Here is a 20234-nt window from a genome sequence, read left to right as displayed (position 1 = left end):
TTCCTGTTACCGCCCGACTTGCATGTGTTAGGCCTGCCGCCAGCGTTCAATCTGAGCCATGATCAAACTCTTCAATTTTAAGTTTGATGCTCAAAGAATTCTGACTAATTAGTTCGTAATGAATTAACTGTTGTTCACTCTTCAAGACTTTAAAACATATTTTTTGTGATACGGTCTTGTGAGTGCCCACACAGATTGTCTGATTAATTGTTAAAGAGCAGGCTGAAATAAAAAATAATATTCTCGTTCAGCCGGGCTGCGTATATTACGCTTTTCGCCCGCAGAGTCAAGGGCCTGTTGGCTTTTTCTCTGCCCAACCTCACAATATTTATCAGCGTTGTGTCGGTCAGTGGTGGCGCATTATAGGGCGTTCTTTGGCGCTGGCAATAATTATTTTGAAAAAAGTTAACGACCGATGATTATTCCATCAAATTTAACTTAAGTTATCAATTTTTCTAGTTTTGAAAATCCATACTCCTGCAAAACGGGGATTAATACATCAGTATCGGCATTCACTTTCATACAATAAGCAAGACTATCTGCTGAAGTGCAAACAAGATTATTCTGATGTTTAACCAACCAAGCCGTTCTTCGAGCAATAGCAACACCAGAATCAATTAAACGCGTGCCATCAGGTAATATCTGAACTAATTCTTCTGCTAATAGTGGAAAATGGGTACAACCCAATACCACTGTATCAGGTGGTTTTTTCATTCCAAGCCACGGTTGCAGTATCTTTTTTAAAATATCGGAAGAGACCTTACCACCATGCAGTTTAATTTCAGCTAATTCTACTAATTCAGCAGAACCTATAGATTCAATCCTGCAACCTGTCGCAAACTTTTCGATAAGTTCTTTTGTATAGGAACGATTAACTGTTGCTCTAGTCGCCAATAATCCAACGACACCATTACGAGTTAACTTTGCAGCAGGTTTTATCGCAGGAACCACACCAACAACCGGAAAGCTGAACCGCTCACGCAGAGCTGGCAAGCTGACTGTACTGGCCGTGTTACATGCAATAACGACTATTGTCAGAGGGTGTTTTTGCTGAACAGCACCAACAATTTGAACGACTCGTTCAACAATAAACTCTTCCGATTTTTCACCATAAGGGAATGCTTCGTTATCAAAAACATATATATAATGGAGATCTGGTAATAATTGTCGTATCTCTTGGTAAATAGATAAGCCGCCTACCCCAGAATCAAACACTAAAACTGTTGGGCGTGCGGCTTTATCTAAATCAGAAGTTATAGCTCCCAGTGAGGTAGTATTCACGTCCTGGAATGCGATAGCCATAAACTGTCTCGTAATCTTTATCAAGCAGGTTGGCTATTCTAGCACGAATTGTCAGATAAGAAGTGACTGGATATGAAACCGTTAAATCCCAAAAGCTGACGCCACCTAATTTCACACGCTTAGCCGGGAATGTACTGAAATCTTTGTCATAACGTCGCCCTAGATACTGATAAGTTAACCCCCAATCAAAATCATATAACTGCCAGTCAAGTTGATATTTCACTTGCTGCTTCGCACGACGAACTAAAATTTCATTAGTTTCACTATTACGGGGTTCAATATACTGTATTGTCAATTGATGCTGAAATATGCCAGTGTCTATTAAACCAGTCCACTCAACACCTTTAATTTTCGCTTTACCAATATTGTAGTAGCGACTATTTGCATAATCGATCAATTGCTCAATCTCATTGCGATATACAGTCAGACGCCAATTTAGCTGACCTGTGACGCCTTCAATACCGCCTTCCCATTGTTTACTCTCTTCTGGCTTCAAATCATGATTACCACCGAAACCATACATCTGGCTGAGCGTTGGAGCCTTAAATGCCGTACCATAAGAAGCGATAAAGCGATAATCTTTAATAAACTCCCAACCTAAACTGGCTTGCCATGTAGTATTCCAGCCAACTTCTGAATGTTTATCTGAACGAATTGTGCCTTCTAAAATAAAATCTTTCAGTTGTTGCTGTGCTGTCAGATACATTCCTGTATTACGTACCGTTTTACTCTTCGGAATATAACTGGTTCCAGCTTCTATCGATTGTTTTTGGAAATCCACACCAGTACTGACCATGCCCTGATATAGCTGAAAAGTATTCCCCCATTGCAAGTTATATTGTTCAGAATCATTAAGGCTAGCAGACTTATCATAGCGTCCATATTGAGGATCAAAGTTATAGTCTTTTGTATGACTATAACTTGTAATTAACTGGGATGAGTAGATTCCTTGGTTAAATTTGACGCCCATGTCATAGTGGCGGCTATAAAGTTCACGAGTATCCGGTCTGGCATATGGATAACTCCAATTAATATCCGCATCATAAGATGTTCTATTGTTATAGCCATAAGCTCGAACAAATCCACTAACTTGCTCATTAAATTTTTGATCGACTCCTAACCAAAGCATTTTACTCATGAAGCCGTCACGATCAGGTTGTCTAAAACCACCGGTATTACCATCAGCAACAACATCGTATCCTTTGGTATAAGTATAGTTAGCTGCTGCTGTCAGAACTGTATTTTCAGCTAGTGTTTGTTGAGTTGCACCATCATAAGTTTGATAACCATGTGAGCCGATACCTACATTAAGATTAAGACGGGTTCCTTGTTTCTCTCTGGTAGTGATGATATTAATAACACCACCAATAGCATCAGAACCATAAACAGCGGAACGTGGTCCGCGGATATATTCAATTTTCTGAACCAATGATACAGGTATTTGGCTTAAATCAGAGGAGCCACTGATGCCCGCTTGATTCAAACGTATTCCATCCATCAGTACTAATACATGACTAGCATGAGTACCACGTATAAACAAAGAGCTTAACTGTCCAATCCCTCCATGCCGCGCAATATCAACACCGGGTAAGCGGCGCAAAATATCGGCTACACTATTTGACTGCCAACGATCAATTTCATCTCGTGTTACAACAGTATAAGGAGCCAATATGCTTGATACCGGCTGTTTAAAACGACTCGCCGTCACAACTAATGAATCCTGCGACTCCACCGCAACAGAAGCTTGATTCCAGCCAGAAATCACCATGATTGAAACAGTGGATAATAATAACCGCTTTTTATTTATCATGAGAGAAAACATCCCACAATTTATTGTTAGAAGGACACGCTACGATGAAGCGTTGAACCTATTCATCATAGTAAGCATAGACAGGATCATGTATGAGTAATAAGAAAACTGGACATTCTTTGCTCTTTCCCTACAATTTTGCACGAAAATTTTTCTTACTACAGATATAAGAGAACAAACATAATGCAAAATCTCCTGCCAACGGAAAGCTATGAACAGCAACTGACGGAGAAAGTCAGCCGTTTAAAAAACATGATGGCGCCTTTCCAGCCCCCGAGGTCAGAGGTTTTCCGCTCACCGCTATCTCATTACAGAATGCGAGCAGAATTTCGCATTTGGCATGAGCAGGATGATTTGTACCATATTATGTTCGATCAACAGACGAAACAGCGTATTCGCCTTGTTCAATTCCCTGTCGCCAGTAAGTTAATCAACAAAATGATGGTAGCATTAATTGATTCCATTAGATCTGAACAGATCTTGTGTCATAAGCTATTTCAAATTGATTATCTGTCTACTTGCAGTAATAAAATCCTTGTTTCTCTGCTTTATCACAAAAAATTGGGTGATGAATGGACACAACAGGCGTTAAGACTGCGTGAGGTGTTAAGAAATAAAGGGTTTGACGTTGAGTTAATTGGCAGAGCCGCTAAAACCAAAATCACATTGGATCATGATTATATTGATGAGGTTTTACCTGTTGCAGGCCGAAAAATGATTTATCGCCAGGTGGAAAACAGCTTCACCCAACCAAATGCTAGCGTCAATATTCATATGCTTGAATGGGCAATTAATATTACCAAAAATTCAAAAGGTGATTTACTTGAACTCTATTGTGGTAATGGCAATTTCTCTCTGGCATTAGCTCAAAATTTTGAACGAGTATTGGCAACAGAAATTGCCAAGCCATCCGTTGCTGCCGCTCAATACAACATTGCAGCCAACGGTATTGATAATGTACAAATTATCCGAATGTCAGCAGAGGAGTTCACCCAAGCAATGAATGGTGAACGCGAATTTAATCGCCTTCAAGGAATCAATTTAAAAAGCTATCAATGTGAAACTATCTTTGTCGATCCGCCACGTAGCGGCCTTGATGAAAAAACGCTTGAGATGGTCCAAGCATATCCACGGATTCTTTATATTTCCTGTAACCCGGAAACCCTTTGCCATAATCTGGAAACATTAACCCAAACGCATAAAATTAGCCGTCTGGCTCTGTTTGATCAGTTTCCTTATACTCATCATATGGAATGTGGCGTGCTTCTGGAAAAATTAAACTGATACTTGACGAACATATAAAACAAAAACGCCGGCAGATAGATCTCTCCGGCGTTTTTCATCAATTAATGACAATTTTCTGTAATTGCCTGGTTTTTACGAATTTTTACCTTTCTGTAAATCCAAAATACCAGTACGGTACCCATTACTGCGGGCAGAAAATTGGAGCCAATTTCAGGGTATTCAACCCTGATAATCGCACTATAACTAAATAATCCTAAGAGGAAACAAGCGACAACCAACTTAGGCATCCCATCTGGCATTGAGTAATTCAAATAGCGCTGATGGATACAATAAATTGATAAAATCAGTGTTATCAATGGGAAAACTGAAAAAGAAACAACTGAGCTAAAAACTGCTGAAAACGTTCCATTCGTTGCTAATCCGACAATAAAAGCGAGTAACAATGTACTTTTATCCTGGCGATATTGTTCCATCATTTCGTTCTCCTCCTTCATAGTTATTTAAGTTTAGGGTTCAGTGGGTTCATTTCTTTGCGATACCAATAATATGCACCTTTAGCAATCATCCGTAGCTGCAAGACTAAACGTTCTTCTAAACGCTGTCTTTTCTCCAAATCAATATCCAGTGCTTCTGCACCTGCACTGAATACTATTGTTACCATTGCCTCTGCCTGCACTTCAGTAAAATGCCTCGGCATGCAGCTTTCCTGTTCTAAATAGTCTGCCAGTTCAGCAATAAAATGTTGTATTTCCCGTGCGACAGCGGCACGAAATTCAGCAGAGGTCCCTGAACGTTCACGTAATAATAATCGGAATGCATTTGGGTTATTACCGATAAATTCCATAAAAGTTGAAACAGACGTGCGGATGACACTGCCACCTTTAGCAATACGTTGCCGAGCTTGTCTCATTAACTGACGTAACATCAAACCACTTTCATCCACCATAGTCAGCCCAAGCTCATCAACATCGCGGAAATGACGATAAAATGAAGTGGGTGCAATACCTGCTTCGCGAGCGACTTCACGCAAGCTAAGGCTGGTAAAACTCCTTTCGGCGCTCAACTGGCTGAAAGCAGCTTCAATCAGTGAACGACGAGTTTTTTCTTTCTGTTTCGCTCTGATGCCGATAACGTTACTCACACGAATCCTGACTCTTTATCTGAACTACATGTTAGGAAATATACCAAATTTTAACGCGTTTGCCGTAATGATATGCTTGTCATGTCATTTATAATGATCCATGTCATTTTCTCAGCGCATTTTCTTATTAGATATTAAGCTGATAAAGGTGGCTACGCGTAGTCAGAAAATCATTGAAGGAACATTCCCCTTTGCTAATTCGATTGTTAGATAATTATTTATTTTCCAAAAGCTTCATGGTCTTGTGCCAGATCAGCATAGCGGGTAAAACTATGTTCGATTCCCCCTAAACGATGACATAAACTCTTATGATAATTGGGTTATTAAGTCAACCGATGTTAATATAGCGTTGTAACTTTGTGTAAAAACAGGTCTTTCCTCTATGCAACATATTCATTTTGACGCCATTGTCATTGGTTCTGGTCCCGGTGGAGAAGGAGCAGCAATGGGATTGGTGAAACAGGGTAAAAGCGTTGCTGTTATTGAACGCTATAATAATGTCGGCGGTGGTTGTACTCATTGGGGTACCATCCCGTCTAAAGCCCTCCGCCACGCCGTCAGTCGTATTATTGAATTTAACCAAAACCCTCTGTACAGTGATAATTCCCGTGTTCTTCGCTCTTCATTTGCTGAAATCTTACGCCGTGCTGAAATGGTAATTAATCAGCAAACCAGAATGCGTCAAGGATTTTACGAACGTAATGGGTGTCGTATGTTTTCCGGGGAAGCAACATTCATTGATGACCACCGGGTGAGTGTGCGCTATGCTGACGATAACCACGATATTTTAAGCGCAGATAAGATTATTATCGCAACTGGTTCTCGTCCATATTGTCCGCCAGATGTCGATTTCACTCATTCCCGTATTTATAACAGCGATTCCATTCTGAAACTGGATCATGAACCACGGCATGTCATTATTTACGGTGCCGGAGTGATTGGTTGCGAATATGCTTCAATCTTCCGTGGATTAGGCGTAAAAGTTGATTTGATTAACACTCGTAATCACCTACTCGCTTTCCTTGATCAAGAGATGTCAGACGCACTTTCTTACCATTTCTGGAATAGCGGTATAGTGATCCGCCACAATGAAGAATATTCTAAAATTGAAGGTGTTGATGATGGTGTTATCGTTCACCTTAAATCCGGTAAAAAAGTCAAAGCTGACTGTCTGCTTTATGCTAATGGTCGAACAGGTAATACGGATACTTTAGGGCTAAAAAATGTTGGTCTGGAAGCAGATAGCCGTGGTTTACTGAAAGTTAATAAGATCTATCAAACCAGCAACGAAAATATCTACGCTGTAGGAGATGTCATCGGCTATCCAAGCTTGGCCTCAGCTGCTTATGATCAAGGCCGAATTGCCGCCCAAGCGATGACGAAAGGAAACGCCGAAGTTCATCTGATTGAAGATATTCCAACGGGTATCTATACCATTCCTGAAATTAGCTCTGTAGGTAAAACCGAACAACAATTAACCGCAATGAAAGTGCCTTATGAAGTTGGGCGCGCGCAATTTAAACATCTTGCACGCGCACAAATTGCGGGGATGAACGTAGGAAGCCTGAAAATACTGTTCCACAGAGAAACAAAAGAGATTCTCGGCATTCATTGTTTCGGGGAACGTGCGGCTGAAATTATTCATATCGGCCAAGCGATTATGGAACAGAAAGGTGAAAGTAATACTATCGAATATTTCGTCAATACTACTTTCAACTACCCAACTATGGCTGAAGCCTATCGTGTCGCGGCTTTAAACGGCCTTAACCGGCTATTTTAATTGCCCATAATAAGTGCCCATTTTAGCTCTAATAGCCTCTGCTAGTTGCTCATAGCGACCACGCAGAGGTGAACCAGGACGATAAATCAAAACAACAGACCGCTTAGGTTCAGGGCTGCTACACTCCAGATAACAGACGCCATCACGTTTTTTCTCTTGTGGCACTGCCAGATCAGGCAATAAGGTTATTCCACTACCGGCCGCAACCATATTGCGCAGGGTTTCCAAACTGGTTGCACGAAAATGAGTATCTTCCTTCGCGCCAGCCTGAAAACAGAACCCCATTGCCTGATCACGCAAGCAATGACCATCTTCTAGCATCAACAATTTTTCACCTGCCAATTCATCCATAGCGATTTTTTTACGCTCTGCCCAAGGATGGCCATCATAGATAGCTAGTTTCATGGGTTCTTCAAACAATGGCACTTCAATGAAAGCTCTTGTCTCCTTAACCATTGCCAGAATCGCACAGTCCAATTTGCCACTATCCAACTGAGCTAACAGACTTTGAGTCTGGGCTTCATACAGATACATTTCCAACTTAGGAAACAAACTATGAAGCCCAGGGATAATATGAGGCAACAGATATGGACCAACTGTCGGGATCAAGCCAATATGCAGAGGACCAGACATGTTTTCCCGTTGAAGTGACGCCATTTCCTGCAAAATCCTCACCTCACGGAGAACTGTTCTGGCTTGTTCTACTAATAACATCCCTTGTTGCGTGAACAAAACCTTACGGCTGGTGCGCTCCAATAACATGACACCCAGATCATCCTCAAGCTTACGAATTTGCCCGCTTAACGTAGGCTGGCTAACGTGGCAAGCATCAGCAGCATGGCGAAAGTGCCGATGCTCCGCAAGCGCCACAAGATATTCCAGATCGCGGATATTCATTCCCACCTCAACATATTTAATATAAATGATAGAAACTACCAATAGATAATTATATCAATGTGAGGAAAAGACTATCAGATAATCCTTAAAAACTTATATATAAAGATCTCACTTATTTTACAGGGGATAAATTAATCCCCCCTGCTCACGATGACTAACTTAATTTTAGCCTCTGTTTAGCCTCTGCAATCGCTTTCATAACCTGTTTTTGCGATACGCCACCTTTTGCAAGGCGTTTGTCCAGACAAGATTGTAGAGACAAAATATCATATACATCTTCAATAATTGCACTGCTGAACTTCTGCAACTCTGTCAATGGCAACGCTTCCAGCGCCTTACCCTGAGTAAGTGCCATAATCACAGTTTCCCCAACAATATGGTGGGCTTCACGGAATGGAACACCTTTTGCTACCAAATAATCAGCTAATTCGGTCGCGTTAGCATAACCCTGTTTAGCTGCTTCTGCACAACGTGAACGCCTGACCTGAATACCGTCTAACACCAACGCGGCCATATGCAAACAATCCAGCCAAATGTCCAGCGCATCAAACAACCCTTCTTTATCCTCCTGCATATCTTTATTATAAGCCAGCGGCAGACCTTTCAAGGTCATCATCATACCGGTCAATGCCCCCTGCACTCGGCCACATTTACCACGGATTAACTCCAGTGCATCCGGGTTTTTCTTCTGTGGCATCAGAGAAGAACCGGAAGTGACTCGATCTGACAGTTCAATAAATCCTGCTTCACCGCTATTAAAGAAAATAAGATCTTCCGCAAAACGGGAAAGATGGATCATACTGATGCTGGCATTAGATAGCAGTTCCAATACATGGTCACGATCTGAAACACTATCTAAGCTGTTACGCGTCGCTGAAGCAAAACCTAGCCATGATGCTAGCTGTTCGCGGTCAATATCATAAGCGGTTCCAGCCAATGCACCGCACCCAAGCGGGCTAGTATTAAGCCGTTTTAAAGTATCCTGTAACCGATTTTCATCACGGACCAACATTTCTACATATGCCAAGCACCAGTGAGCAAATGTGATAGGCTGCGCTCTTTGCAGATGGGTATAACCCGGCATCACCGCATCCTGATTATTCTCTGCGGTGATCACCAATGCCTGCTGTAACTCCACAATTGCCTGATGGAGATGTGAAATGTATTCTTTACACCAAAGTTTGAGATCTGTTGCCACCTGATCGTTACGGCTACGACCAGTGTGGAGCTTCTTACCCAGATCGCCAACTTTACTGATCAACTGCCCTTCTACCCAACTATGGATATCTTCTGCATCACTTTGCAAAATGGCTTGTGGGTTAGCCTGAACCTCATTCAGCAATTCATTTAATGCCAACTCCAGCCTTTGTTGTTCTTCAACGGTCAGCACACCAACCGTTATCAACGCTTTCGACCATGCAACTGAACCGGTAATGTCCTGTTCCGCCAACCGGTAATCAAAGCGAAGTGAATCGTTAAATTGTTTGAACCGTTGATCTGCTTTCTGACTGAAACGCCCGCCCCAGAGTGCCATATTTTCGTTCCTGATTATCTGATGTCTGAATGATTGATTACCTTTCATAAACAGCAACTTCATTCGCAACATGGAGATAATAGACTCGATAAATCAAATACAAGGATGAATTCACGATCGGGTCATTACCTCCATAACTACGAACGATGAAATTACTCTTTACTATTTAATGCCCGAATGCGCGAAGGGAGAGAATACAGACGGATAAATCCTGCTGCATGGCTGTGATCGTAAACCTCATCTTCACCAAACGTTGCAAACGCTTCAGAATAAAGGCTATTTGTTGATCTCTTCTGGATCGCTGTTACCTGGCCTTTATAGAGTTTCAATACTACTTCACCGCTGACATCCGCAGCCAACGTCTCAGCCGCTGCCTGAATAGATTGACGTAGCGGGGCAAACCAACGTCCGTCATAAACGACATAAGACATTTCTAGCCCAAGCTGCTGACGCCATTTAAAGCTATCGCGGTCCAGAACCAGTTGTTCAACACCACGCAACGCAGCCATCATGATGGTTCCTCCCGGCGTTTCATAACAACCACGAGATTTCATGCCCACCAGCCGGTTTTCCACGATATCGATACGACCGATACCATGTTTTACTCCCAAAATATTCAGCGCTTCAAGGCATTGATATGGAGACATTACTTTACCGTTGACCCCAACAACCTCGCCTTTCTCAACCGTGACACTGACCAATTCAGCTTCATCTGGTGCCTCTTCTGGATCGACTGTCCACACCCAACAATCTTTATTGGATGCATTCCAAGTGCTTTCCAGTACGCCACCTTCGGTAGAGATATGCCACGCATTCTCATCACGGCTGTAAATTTTTTCCAATGTTGCGGTGGTTGGAATATCTCTCGCTTTCAGATAATCCAGCAACGCTTCACGGGAACGCAAATCCCACTCTCTCCACGGTGCAACCACTTTTAGCTGAGGAGCTAATGCCGTATAAGTGCTTTCAAACCGAACCTGATCGTTACCCTTACCTGTTGCACCATGAGCAAGTGCATCTGCTCCCACTTTCAGTGCCAATTCAACCTGTGCTTTAGCAATAATGGGGCGTGCCATTGAAGTGCCCAACAAATAGCTACCTTCATACAGAGCACCGGTTTTCAATACCGGATAAACATAATCTTTAATGAATTCCTCACGCAGATCCACAACGTGACATTCTGATGCGCCAGAACGCAAAGCTTTCTGCTCCACACCCTCCAGATCTTCACGGCTTTGCCCCACATCAGCAACAAACGCAACAACTTCACAGTTGCCATAATGTTCCTTCAACCAAGGAATAATGGCAGAAGTATCCAGACCACCAGAATAGGCAAGAACGATTTTTTTAATATCTTTAGTATGCATGAAATTACCCTTTGAAATCCCGTTGTTATTTATCAGCAAAGCTTTGCCGAAAATTAATCAAACTTAATTTAAGCCAAAATACGAGTACCGACGGGAACACCGTTAAATAGATCGGTCAGTTGATCTGCATGACGCCAACTGGCGATATCTACCGGACGATCTAATGTCCTAGCTGCATCTAGAGCAGCATTCACCTTCACAATCATGCCGTCAGTAATGATGCCGTGAGCAATAAGTTGTTCTGCTTTCTCAACATTTATGTCAGGGATTTTCTGCCCTTTACCATCCAAAATACCACTAACATCAGAGAGCAATACCAAATCAGCACCTAGCGTCTGAGCTATCGCCGTTGCTGCCTGATCGGCATTCACATTCATCAGCTCCCCTTTATCCGTTACACCAATCGAGCTGATAATGGGCATATAACCCGCATCCAGTAACGTTTTCAGCAACTTAGCATCGCCCGGCATCGCTTTCCCTACATGCCCCAACTCTTCACTCAGTTGGGAAACCGTGGCCACATTACCATCTCCTAAATATAATCCAACTGATGCAAGTTGATATTTAGTCGCCCACGACAACAAGGTCTTATTGGCGATACCAGCCAATGCGCCGGTGATAATCCCAATCTGATCAGCGGGTGTTACTCGTAATCCTTGTTCCTTCACTATCGGTAGCTGCAACTTCTCCATCAGCTCATCCACCAGATACCCTCCCCCATGAACAACAACTAACTGGCGTTCGTGTGTTTGCCGATATTCCTGCAATGCAGTAAACACACGTTCCAATGCTTCTTCATTGTCCAGTAACACACCACCTAACTTTATGACTAAAGGTTCCATCTGCTCTACTCCTTCACGTCAATAATTAAAATAATGCCTGAGTTTCTTCAAACCCAAAACGTATATTCATACACTGAACTGCCTGAGCTGCCGCGCCCTTCAAAAGATTATCCTCAGTACCCACAACAATCAGATGGTCACCCTGTACAACAAAACCAATATCACAAAACGGTAACCCAACAACGGATTTCAATGCTGGCACTCCTTTGCTGTAAAGCCTTACCAATGGCTTATCTTTGTATGCTTGACGATACACCTCATCTATCTGTTCTGCGGTAACACCCGGCTTCAACTTACAGGTAATTGTGGCAAGAATACCCCGCGCGAAATTGCCAAGATGTGGGGTAAAAACCACTCTGGTTCCCAGATGTTCCTCAATCTCCGGTTGATGACGATGGGTAAATATTCCATAAGGTTGCAAACTAATTTCGCAGAAACTGTTGGTCATGCTGGCTTTCCGGCCTGCTCCACTTACCCCACTAGTCGCATTAATCACCGGCCAATGGTCGGTATCCAACAAACTATTTTCCAACAACGGTTTCAGGGAGAGTTGAGAAACTGTTGGGTAACATCCCGGTACAGCAACCAATTGGGCCTGTTTGATTTTTTCAGCCTGCCATTCGGCAAGTCCATATACTGCTTGTGCTAACCATTCAGTATGCTTATGTTTGAATCCGTAGTATTGTTGATAGATCTGAGCATTTTGTACGCGGTAGGCACCGGAGAGATCGAATACAGTGCAACCTGCTGCCAGAAATAGCGGCGCAATGTCATGACTAACTTCATGGGCGGTGGCAAGGAAAACCACATCAATCCCTTTAGCAGCATTAATAATATCAGTCAGCGGTTGCAGCGGTAGATCAACAATGCCTTTATACTGTGGATGTAAATCTGAGAAGCATTTATCTGCATCAACGCTCTGAGCAGAAACCATGAGTCTAATCAGATTCGTATGCGGATGACGATGCAGATATGCTGCCAGTTCTGCTCCGGTGTAACCACTTGCACCAACAACCAGCGTATTCAACATAGGATATCTTTACCTTGTGCTCAGTATTCAAACGGGATAATGTATTTTTATTCAAAAAAAATGCATGAATATTGATACTATCATGAATAAAGGCTGTCAACAGTGAATATTAAATTACCTCCATTTATTGAGCTATTTCGGCAATTAATCGCAACTCCATCTATCAGCGCCACCGATGTCAGTATTGACCAAAGTAACGAGTCTCTCATTAACCTACTGGCAAGTTGGTTGAAAGAAATTGGTTTCGAAATCGAGATACAGCCCGTCCCCGAAGCCCTCGGAAAATACAATCTACTAGCAACATTGGGGCGTGGCCCAGGTGGATTACTATTGTGTGGACACACTGATACCGTACCCTTTGACGAAGGTCTCTGGACGAAAGATCCTTTCACCCTGACAGAGCGCGATAACAAACTGTACGGTTTAGGTACAGCAGACATGAAAGGCTTTTTCGCCTTTATTATTGATGCGTTGCGGAACATTGATGTCAGCAAAATAACCCGTCCGCTGTACATTCTGGCAACTGCAGATGAAGAGACAACAATGGCGGGAGCCCGCTATTTTGCTGCAAGTACCACTATCCGCCCAGATTTCGCTATTATTGGTGAACCCACTTCATTGCATCCTATCTGTGCACACAAAGGACATTTATCGAACGCTATCCGCATTGTTGGTCAATCCGGGCACTCCAGTGATCCAGACCGTGGTATAAACGCCATTGACTTGATGCACGAATCTATTGGTCACCTGATTGAACTACGCAATACGCTAAAAGAGCGTTACAACAACCCGGCGTTTACCATTCCATACCCAACCATGAACTTCGGATATATTCATGGAGGTGACGCAGTAAACCGTATTTGTGCCCATTGTGAATTGCATATGGATATTCGCCCGTTACCGGGACTAACGTTACAAGATCTGAACGGACTGTTAAATGAAGCGCTGGAACCAGTGAAGCAACGCTGGCCTGACCGCTTAACTATCGATGAGTTACATTCCCCTATTCCCGGTTATGAATGCCCAACCGATCACAAGATGGTTGACGTGATTGAGAGACTGCTAGGGCGCAAAGCTGAAACGGTCAACTACTGTACCGAAGCACCATTCATTCAGAAAGTCTGCCCAACTTTAGTCCTTGGCCCAGGCTCTATTGAACAGGCACATCAACCGGATGAGTTCATTGATATGTCATTTATTGAACCCACCAGAAAGATAATTTCCCAGTTAATAGATCATTTTTGTCTAAGCAATAATTAATCTTTTTATTCGTCCCCCAAAAGTCAGGGGGACTCAAGCATCATAACAATCAACAAAAGTACTCTTCCTAAGCTTTCTGGCACATAAGTAATACTTATAGAATATGACCTGCCATTAAATTTTAGAAATTTCGCCCAAACTGATTATTTTCTGATATGAATATGAGGGCTTAGGGTCAATACAACACTGTGGCGCCACAAAAAATAACTTCCCGCCACTTAAATAAAATTTTTCTACAGGAACAGAATCAACATTCTGCCAGCAATAAAGGCTAAGAGTCACATGAACCAACAATATTCTGCAATGCGTAGTAATGTCAGCATGCTAGGTAAGCTGCTCGGAGACACGATCAAAGAAGCTTTAGGGGAAGATATTCTCGATAAAGTTGAGACTATCCGCAAATTATCCAAATCATCCCGCGCAGGTAATGAAACCCACCGCCAGCAGCTATTATCTACATTGCAAAACCTATCTAATAATGAACTGTTGCCAGTTGCCCGTGCTTTCAATCAATTTCTCAACCTGACAAACGTCGCAGAACAATATCACAGTATCTCCCCGCATGGTGAAGCTGCCAGCAACCCCGTTGCGTTAGCGAAATTATTCACCCGCTTAAAAGAAAAAAATTTCAATAATGACGATCTGAAAAAAGCGGTAAATGAACTGTCTATTGAACTGGTTCTCACCGCTCACCCAACTGAAATCGCTCGTCGTACATTGATCCATAAACTGGTAGCCGTTAACACCTGCCTATCGCAACTCGATCACGATGATCTGGCGGATTATGAGCGTAACAACATTATGCGCCGTCTGCGCCAGTTAGTTGCCCAGTCATGGCATACCGATGAAATCCGCAAAATTCGTCCTACCCCAATTGATGAAGCGAAGTGGGGGTTTGCTATGGTGGAAAACAGCTTGTGGGAGGGTGTACCAGCATTCCTGCGTGAATTCAATGAACAACTGGAAGAATCAATTGATTACAGCCTGCCAGTTGAAGCGGTACCTGTCCGCTTTACTTCCTGGATGGGCGGCGACCGGGACGGCAACCCGAATGTCACCTCTGAAGTCACTCGTCATGTACTACTGCTTAGCCGCTGGAAAGCAGCCGATCTATTCCTAAAAGATATTCAGGTTCTGGTTTCTGAGCTATCCATGTCTGAATGTACACCAGAAGTTCGTAAACTAGCAGGTGGTGATGAAATTCTAGAGCCTTACCGAGAAATTGCTAAAAAATTGCGGACACAACTCAGTAATACATTGACCTATTTGGAGAAACAACTGAAAGGAGAGCAAGTTCTGCCGCCAACTGATTTGCTGGTGGATAACGAACAGCTTTGGCAACCACTTTACGCCTGTTATCAGTCACTAAAAACCTGCGGGATGGAAATCATTGCCAACGGTCAATTATTAGATATCCTGCGCCGTATCCGTTGCTTCGGCTTATCGCTGGTACGCATTGATGTACGTCAAGAAAGCACTCGCCATACAACCGCCATTTCTGAACTGACGCAATACCTGGAATTAGGTGACTACACCAGTTGGTCAGAAGAAGAAAAACAGGCTTTCCTACTGTATGAACTGCACTCCAAACGTCCATTGATCCCACATAACTGGCAACCAAGCGCTGAAACACAAGAGGTTTTCGCAACCTGTAAAGTCATTGCTGAGTCACCTCAAGACGCTATCGCCGCTTACGTTATCTCAATGGCTAAAGTGCCTTCTGATGTATTAGCGGTTCACTTGCTACTGAAAGAAGCCGGTTGTCCGTTCACTTTACCCGTTGCCCCATTGTTCGAAACCCTTGATGACCTGAATAATGCCGAAAATGTCATTCAGCAATTAATGAATATTAAGTGGTATCGCGAGCTGATTCATGACAAACAGATGGTGATGATTGGCTATTCTGACTCAGCAAAAGATGCCGGAGTGATGGCTGCTGCATGGGCGCAATACCGAGCACAGGATGCCTTGATCAATGTTTGTGAAAAAGAGGGCATCACGCTGACCTTATTCCACGGTCGCGGCGGCACTATTGGCCGTGGCGGTGCGCCAGCACATGCAGCGCTGCTTTCCCAACCACCGGGAAGCCTAAAAGGTGGCCTACGTGTGACCGAACAAGGCGAAATGATCCGCTTTAAATTCGGTCTGCCACAGGTCACTATCAGTAGCTTAGCCTTGTATGCCAGTGCAATTCTGGAAGCAAACCTCCTACCACCGCCGGAGCCTAAACCAGAATGGCATCAGGTGATGAATACCCTGTCTGATGTTTCCTGCAAAATGTATCGCGATTATGTACGTGAACAGCCCGATTTTGTACCTTATTTCCGCGCGGCAACACCAGAACAGGAATTAGCTAAACTGCCTTTAGGTTCTCGTCCAGCCAAACGTCATCCGGCGGGTGGTGTGGAAAGTTTACGCGCTATCCCGTGGATTTTCGCCTGGACACAGAATCGCCTAATGTTGCCAGCCTGGTTAGGTGCAGGTGCTGCGCTACAACAAGTTGTAAATGATGGGAAACAGAATGTACTAGCAGAAATGTGCCGTGATTGGCCTTTTTTTACCACTCGGATTGGTATGTTGGAAATGGTCTTCGCCAAAGCCGATTTGTGGTTGGCAGAATATTATGATCATCGTCTGGTAGATAAAAACCTATGGCCGTTAGGTCAGAAACTGCGCAAGCAACTCTCCGCGGATATTAAGACGGTATTAGCCATTTCCAAAGATGAGCACCTAATGGCAGATTTACCGTGGATTGCAGAATCAATCGCCCTGCGTAATGTTTACACTGATCCATTAAACGTCCTACAGGTAGAACTATTACTGCGTTCCCGTCAACAGCAATATTCTGATCCACAGGTTGAACAAGCGTTGATGGTCACCATTGCCGGTATCGCAGCAGGAATGCGAAATACAGGTTAGTAGCAGGTAATCTTCGCGCAACGGTAGTGACACTATTGAGCACAGTACCAGTATATTTTGTCTCCAGACAACCCCGTACAAAATGTGCTCAATAGATAACTAAAAAGAAGTCATTTCTCACCAGACGAAGCGTACTTGAAGAAAAATTCCTTATTATTTATCCCCTTTTTCCGCAGTAAAATAAGCATGGAAGCAATAACCCCCGCAAAAATTTCGATCATTACATAAATAAAATTTAATAATGTGATTTTTGTCCACTTCCCTAGAATTGTGCTTTTCCATTTCTAAGAGGATTCAGTCGTGAAGAAAAATAAACTTGCCATGTTGTTATCTCTTGCTTCTTTATTTGGCGTTAATACCTATGCCCAAACAGAGCAACCGAAGGAGGTCCCTGCTGCTCAAAATGCCCTGGCGGCACAATCCCAGCTACTTCCTAACCCAGAAAGCCCTATCCGGGCCGAAGAAGAGAAAAAACTCGATGTTAAATCTGAGGTGGCTTACGTCGCCGCACCTCCGCTAACCAATATGTGGGTCTATGCCGTTGGCTCCACGAATTGCGGATGGGAATACACTTCCAACTTGCCGGTGACAAACTGCAATCACGGAGGACAACAGCTCCGCGCCGCCGTTCTGGAAATTGGCTACGGCTACAATTCCTTTGCTTGGATGAACGGCAGTACACTGCCATACTCGCTGTACTCTTCTACACCAGTTTGCATTACAAACGGGCACTACAATTGGCCATGTGCTGCGGGCCAACTTGTGGTTGGCTTCCTTAAGGAATACAGCCTCGATGGCTACCAGAACGGTGTATTCAGCTACCAGAATACTTCCGCTAATTGGCCTCGAAATACCATGTCAACGCAGATTAGCATTCTTTGACCTGCTGAAACCCATTTAAGAGTCTATTAAGAGGGGCGGGAAACCGCCCTTGTTCATTTTTACGCACAGGTATCGACGCCAATGGTTTAGCCTCGTAATTAAGCAATTATATAAAATTAACTTAAAAGTTTACTCCAGTGAATTTCTCACAAATTACTTCCGTTAGGTTCCCCCTGTAGGAACGCCTGTACCCAGTAATAAAGTCATTAATCCACAAATGGTATAACGAATGCGCAAAATAATATCGCTCGTGGCTTGCAATAATACACTTGATTAATCCCTTAAAGCCTCTTAAGGTTTTTCGCCTAAACTTTATGCCACGAACTCCCTTGAATACTTAACGGCGGCCATTCTTGGCTTTCAGTAATAGGTGCCGTAGCCGTAAGGTCCCTAGCTTGCTGTAACATCCGCTCGACCAAGTTGGTCAACAGCTCAGCATCCAGCCTCTCCAACCATTCACGGCTCCAGAGCAGAGTCTCTCCCTCACCACTACGGCTCAGTTGCAATGATGGCCAATCGGCCAATGTAGCCAACGAACAAGGTTCGACATCACCTAGTGGAATAAACAAAGTTACCAACTCATCGCGTTGGCGGATATGCAAACTAAAAGGGCCGAGAGGTAGATCGAGCCCTTCCGCATGCAGAGATTCTTCGGTCTGCCCAAGGCGTCGGCACAGTTCCGATAATAAGGCATTAAACATGGTTACTCTTTATGGTTGTCAAACACAGATTCAGTCGGCGGCCACAGGTTAGCGATCGGTGGATTACTCGGCGTGCCTTGCAACCTACCACCTATGGTCGCAGCCCAAGGATCGATGACGTGTGCTTGCTTACCCCAAGTTTCGGGTTTGCTGAGTTCACTGTTGGGATCGCGACCGACCACTACAAAGCAGTGAGTCTGGCTATGCCCCTTGGCACCACGATGAGCGACTACCTCAATGCGCTGCTGGTTATCTTGATTGTGCTTCATCAGCTCGGCTGCCGCGGAGTAGGCAAAAGTCGTGCAGCAACCAGCTTGGGCTTGAGCGACACAGGCGGCAATAGATTTCAGTTGGTTAAGACTGACGTTTCCTCGTTTAGCGGCAATAGCCGCCATATTGGACATATCATTGGCCTGTTTGTTAGCAGCCTTGCGACTCTGACTGCCCCCAAATGAATCCAATCTCTCTTCAACCTGCCGACGATGAGAGCTGTGCTTTCCGACGAATGTAAGTCCATCAGTACATGCATAAGTTTCCATCTTCTGTAAGGCTGGCATAGCCTGCTTTAACATGGCCTGAGGGCTAGTCGTCGTCACCTTTGGCTGGAGGGTACGCACCACAGCGCCTTGTTCTGCCAGAGCCTGTTTAAGCTCGGCAAGGCGGGTACTACGAGCCGCCACCTCTTTAGGATGGTGGTTCTCCCAATGCTGAATGGCATCCTGCACCCGTTGGGCCTGCGCACTGTTGGGAGCACTCTGCAACTGGCGCAATTCGGTGATCAAATGCTTGAGATCCGAGCTCTGGAAGTGCAACGGGCCACGTCGGACAGACTGTTCAAACAAGCGGTTGCCCTGTTCAAGTAGGGGAGAAACTGCTGCGTGTTGAGGAACTTGCGTTTGGCTAAGCAGCGTATGGCCGCTAATGGATGAAATTGGCATAACCTTTTCCAACATAAATTGAATTAATTAAGGTCATCTTAGTATTTTTCCTACCCTACTTATGTAAAAAAGTGACCCGATTTTTATCTGTTTTAGGTGTCAGAAGAGAAGGATTATCTGGGGATAGGTGCTTGGGATTATTGAAGCATAACAGTTCATACTGGACGAAGGCTTATGGCGGACTTTACTTATTAAACCAAGATGATCTAACAATGACAGTCCAGGATTTTCAGGCATTCACAACCGCTTTGAATGACGCTTTTGCCCCTAATGCTGCTTTACAAAACGCAATAAATGCTGCGCGCAAGGTGAAACGTGTTTGAAGAGCAATTCCTTAGTCCAAACTACCATCAACGCAAGGCTTTCACCTCTGGTGTGCACGAGCTTGACAATTACCTTCAGCGCTTTGCCGTCCAACAAAGCAAAAATGGAACTACATTATCCAGCCACCGATAATTAGGTACTCCATACTTATTAAGCAAATAAGCAAATAAGCAAATAAGCAAATAAGCAAATAAGCAAATAAGCAAATAAGCAAATAAGCAAATAAGCAAATAAGCAAATAAGCAAATAAGCAAATAAGCAA

17 protein-coding genes and 1 rRNA gene are annotated in these 20234 nt (G+C 43.7%); 5 read left to right on the top strand and 13 right to left on the bottom strand.

The genetic code is table 11. The features are described 5' to 3' along the window. From SLS51_RS21315 to btuB, 3 genes are all read right to left on the bottom strand, one after another. Positions 1-78 (bottom strand): 16S ribosomal RNA (locus SLS51_RS21315); the annotation flags it as partial. Between the two features lie 360 nt (positions 79-438). Further along, positions 439-1302: a glutamate racemase gene (murI, locus tag SLS51_RS21310; RefSeq protein ID WP_323840558.1), complete on the bottom strand. Its 864-nt coding sequence runs from the start codon at positions 1300-1302 to the stop codon at positions 439-441. Beyond that, on the bottom strand, positions 1247-3112 hold the full coding sequence (gene btuB / locus SLS51_RS21305; RefSeq protein ID WP_323840557.1) for a TonB-dependent vitamin B12 receptor BtuB: 1866 nt from the start codon (positions 3110-3112) through the stop codon (positions 1247-1249). The genes murI and btuB overlap by 56 nt, the downstream gene beginning before the upstream one ends. 180 nt (positions 3113-3292) lie before the next feature. Here btuB and trmA point away from each other — a divergent pair, with 180 nt between their 5' ends. Continuing rightward, positions 3293-4396 carry a tRNA (uridine(54)-C5)-methyltransferase TrmA gene (gene trmA / locus SLS51_RS21300; protein WP_323840559.1) on the top strand — a complete coding sequence of 368 codons (1104 nt, stop codon included), beginning with the start codon at positions 3293-3295 and terminating at the stop codon, positions 4394-4396. Positions 4397-4458: 62 nt separating this feature from the next. Here trmA and SLS51_RS21295 read toward each other — a convergent pair whose 3' ends face one another. Together SLS51_RS21295 and fabR are read right to left on the bottom strand one after the other, a co-directional pair. Next, positions 4459-4830 carry a YijD family membrane protein gene (locus SLS51_RS21295; protein ID WP_112878973.1) on the bottom strand — a complete coding sequence of 124 codons (372 nt, stop codon included), beginning with the start codon at positions 4828-4830 and terminating at the stop codon, positions 4459-4461. A 23-nt stretch (positions 4831-4853) separates the two neighbouring features. Then, positions 4854-5498, bottom strand: coding sequence for an HTH-type transcriptional repressor FabR (gene fabR, locus SLS51_RS21290; RefSeq protein ID WP_323840556.1), 645 nt, complete (start codon positions 5496-5498; stop codon positions 4854-4856). Positions 5499-5880: 382 nt separating this feature from the next. Here fabR and sthA point away from each other — a divergent pair, with 382 nt between their 5' ends. Next, positions 5881-7278 (top strand): Si-specific NAD(P)(+) transhydrogenase, encoded by a 1398-nt coding sequence (sthA, locus tag SLS51_RS21285; protein WP_011148807.1) that lies wholly within the window; start codon positions 5881-5883, stop codon positions 7276-7278. Here the strand turns inward: sthA and oxyR are convergent. The 5 genes from oxyR to argC all read right to left on the bottom strand — a co-directional run bounded on the left by oxyR (position 7270) and on the right by argC (position 12948). Then, complete coding sequence (oxyR, locus tag SLS51_RS21280) at positions 7270-8175, bottom strand: DNA-binding transcriptional regulator OxyR (RefSeq protein ID WP_323840555.1); 906 nt, start codon at positions 8173-8175, stop codon at positions 7270-7272. The genes sthA and oxyR overlap by 9 nt on opposite strands. 154 nt (positions 8176-8329) lie before the next feature. Beyond that, positions 8330-9709 carry an argininosuccinate lyase gene (gene argH / locus SLS51_RS21275; RefSeq protein WP_323840554.1) on the bottom strand — a complete coding sequence of 460 codons (1380 nt, stop codon included), beginning with the start codon at positions 9707-9709 and terminating at the stop codon, positions 8330-8332. 152 nt (positions 9710-9861) lie between these two features. After that, entirely contained in the window at positions 9862-11076 is a 1215-nt protein-coding gene (locus SLS51_RS21270; protein WP_323840552.1) for an argininosuccinate synthase, read from the bottom strand. A 68-nt stretch (positions 11077-11144) separates the two neighbouring features. Next, a complete protein-coding gene (argB, locus tag SLS51_RS21265) occupies positions 11145-11918 on the bottom strand; it encodes an acetylglutamate kinase (protein ID WP_323840551.1) in 774 nt (257 codons plus the stop codon). Positions 11919-11943: 25 nt separating this feature from the next. Beyond that, positions 11944-12948 carry an N-acetyl-gamma-glutamyl-phosphate reductase gene (gene argC / locus SLS51_RS21260; RefSeq protein WP_323840550.1) on the bottom strand — a complete coding sequence of 335 codons (1005 nt, stop codon included), beginning with the start codon at positions 12946-12948 and terminating at the stop codon, positions 11944-11946. 102 nt (positions 12949-13050) lie between these two features. Between argC and argE the strand changes: the two genes are divergently transcribed. From argE to SLS51_RS21245, 3 genes are all read left to right on the top strand, one after another. Continuing rightward, positions 13051-14208 (top strand): acetylornithine deacetylase, encoded by a 1158-nt coding sequence (gene argE / locus SLS51_RS21255; protein ID WP_323840549.1) that lies wholly within the window; start codon positions 13051-13053, stop codon positions 14206-14208. A 282-nt stretch (positions 14209-14490) separates the two neighbouring features. Further along, positions 14491-17127, top strand: coding sequence for a phosphoenolpyruvate carboxylase (ppc, locus tag SLS51_RS21250; protein WP_323840548.1), 2637 nt, complete (start codon positions 14491-14493; stop codon positions 17125-17127). A gap of 300 nt (positions 17128-17427) precedes the next feature. Beyond that, positions 17428-18009, top strand: a complete 582-nt coding sequence (locus tag SLS51_RS21245) for a YolA family protein (protein WP_323840547.1) — start codon at positions 17428-17430, stop codon at positions 18007-18009. A gap of 305 nt (positions 18010-18314) precedes the next feature. Here the strand turns inward: SLS51_RS21245 and SLS51_RS21240 are convergent, their stop codons facing one another. The 3 genes from SLS51_RS21240 to SLS51_RS21230 all read right to left on the bottom strand — a co-directional run. Further along, entirely contained in the window at positions 18315-18710 is a 396-nt protein-coding gene (locus SLS51_RS21240) for a type III secretion system chaperone (RefSeq protein ID WP_011148817.1), read from the bottom strand. Positions 18711-18712: 2 nt separating this feature from the next. Beyond that, positions 18713-19648 carry a hypothetical protein gene (locus tag SLS51_RS21235; protein ID WP_323840546.1) on the bottom strand — a complete coding sequence of 312 codons (936 nt, stop codon included), beginning with the start codon at positions 19646-19648 and terminating at the stop codon, positions 18713-18715. 398 nt (positions 19649-20046) lie between these two features. Further along, positions 20047-20234: hypothetical protein (locus SLS51_RS21230; RefSeq protein ID WP_323840545.1), on the bottom strand; the 188-nt coding region annotated here is incomplete at its 5' end.

This window comes from Photorhabdus africana (assembly GCF_035181445.1).
Classification (GTDB): domain Bacteria; phylum Pseudomonadota; class Gammaproteobacteria; order Enterobacterales; family Enterobacteriaceae; genus Photorhabdus; species Photorhabdus laumondii.
This window is presented reverse-complemented; position numbering and strand designations above follow the sequence as displayed.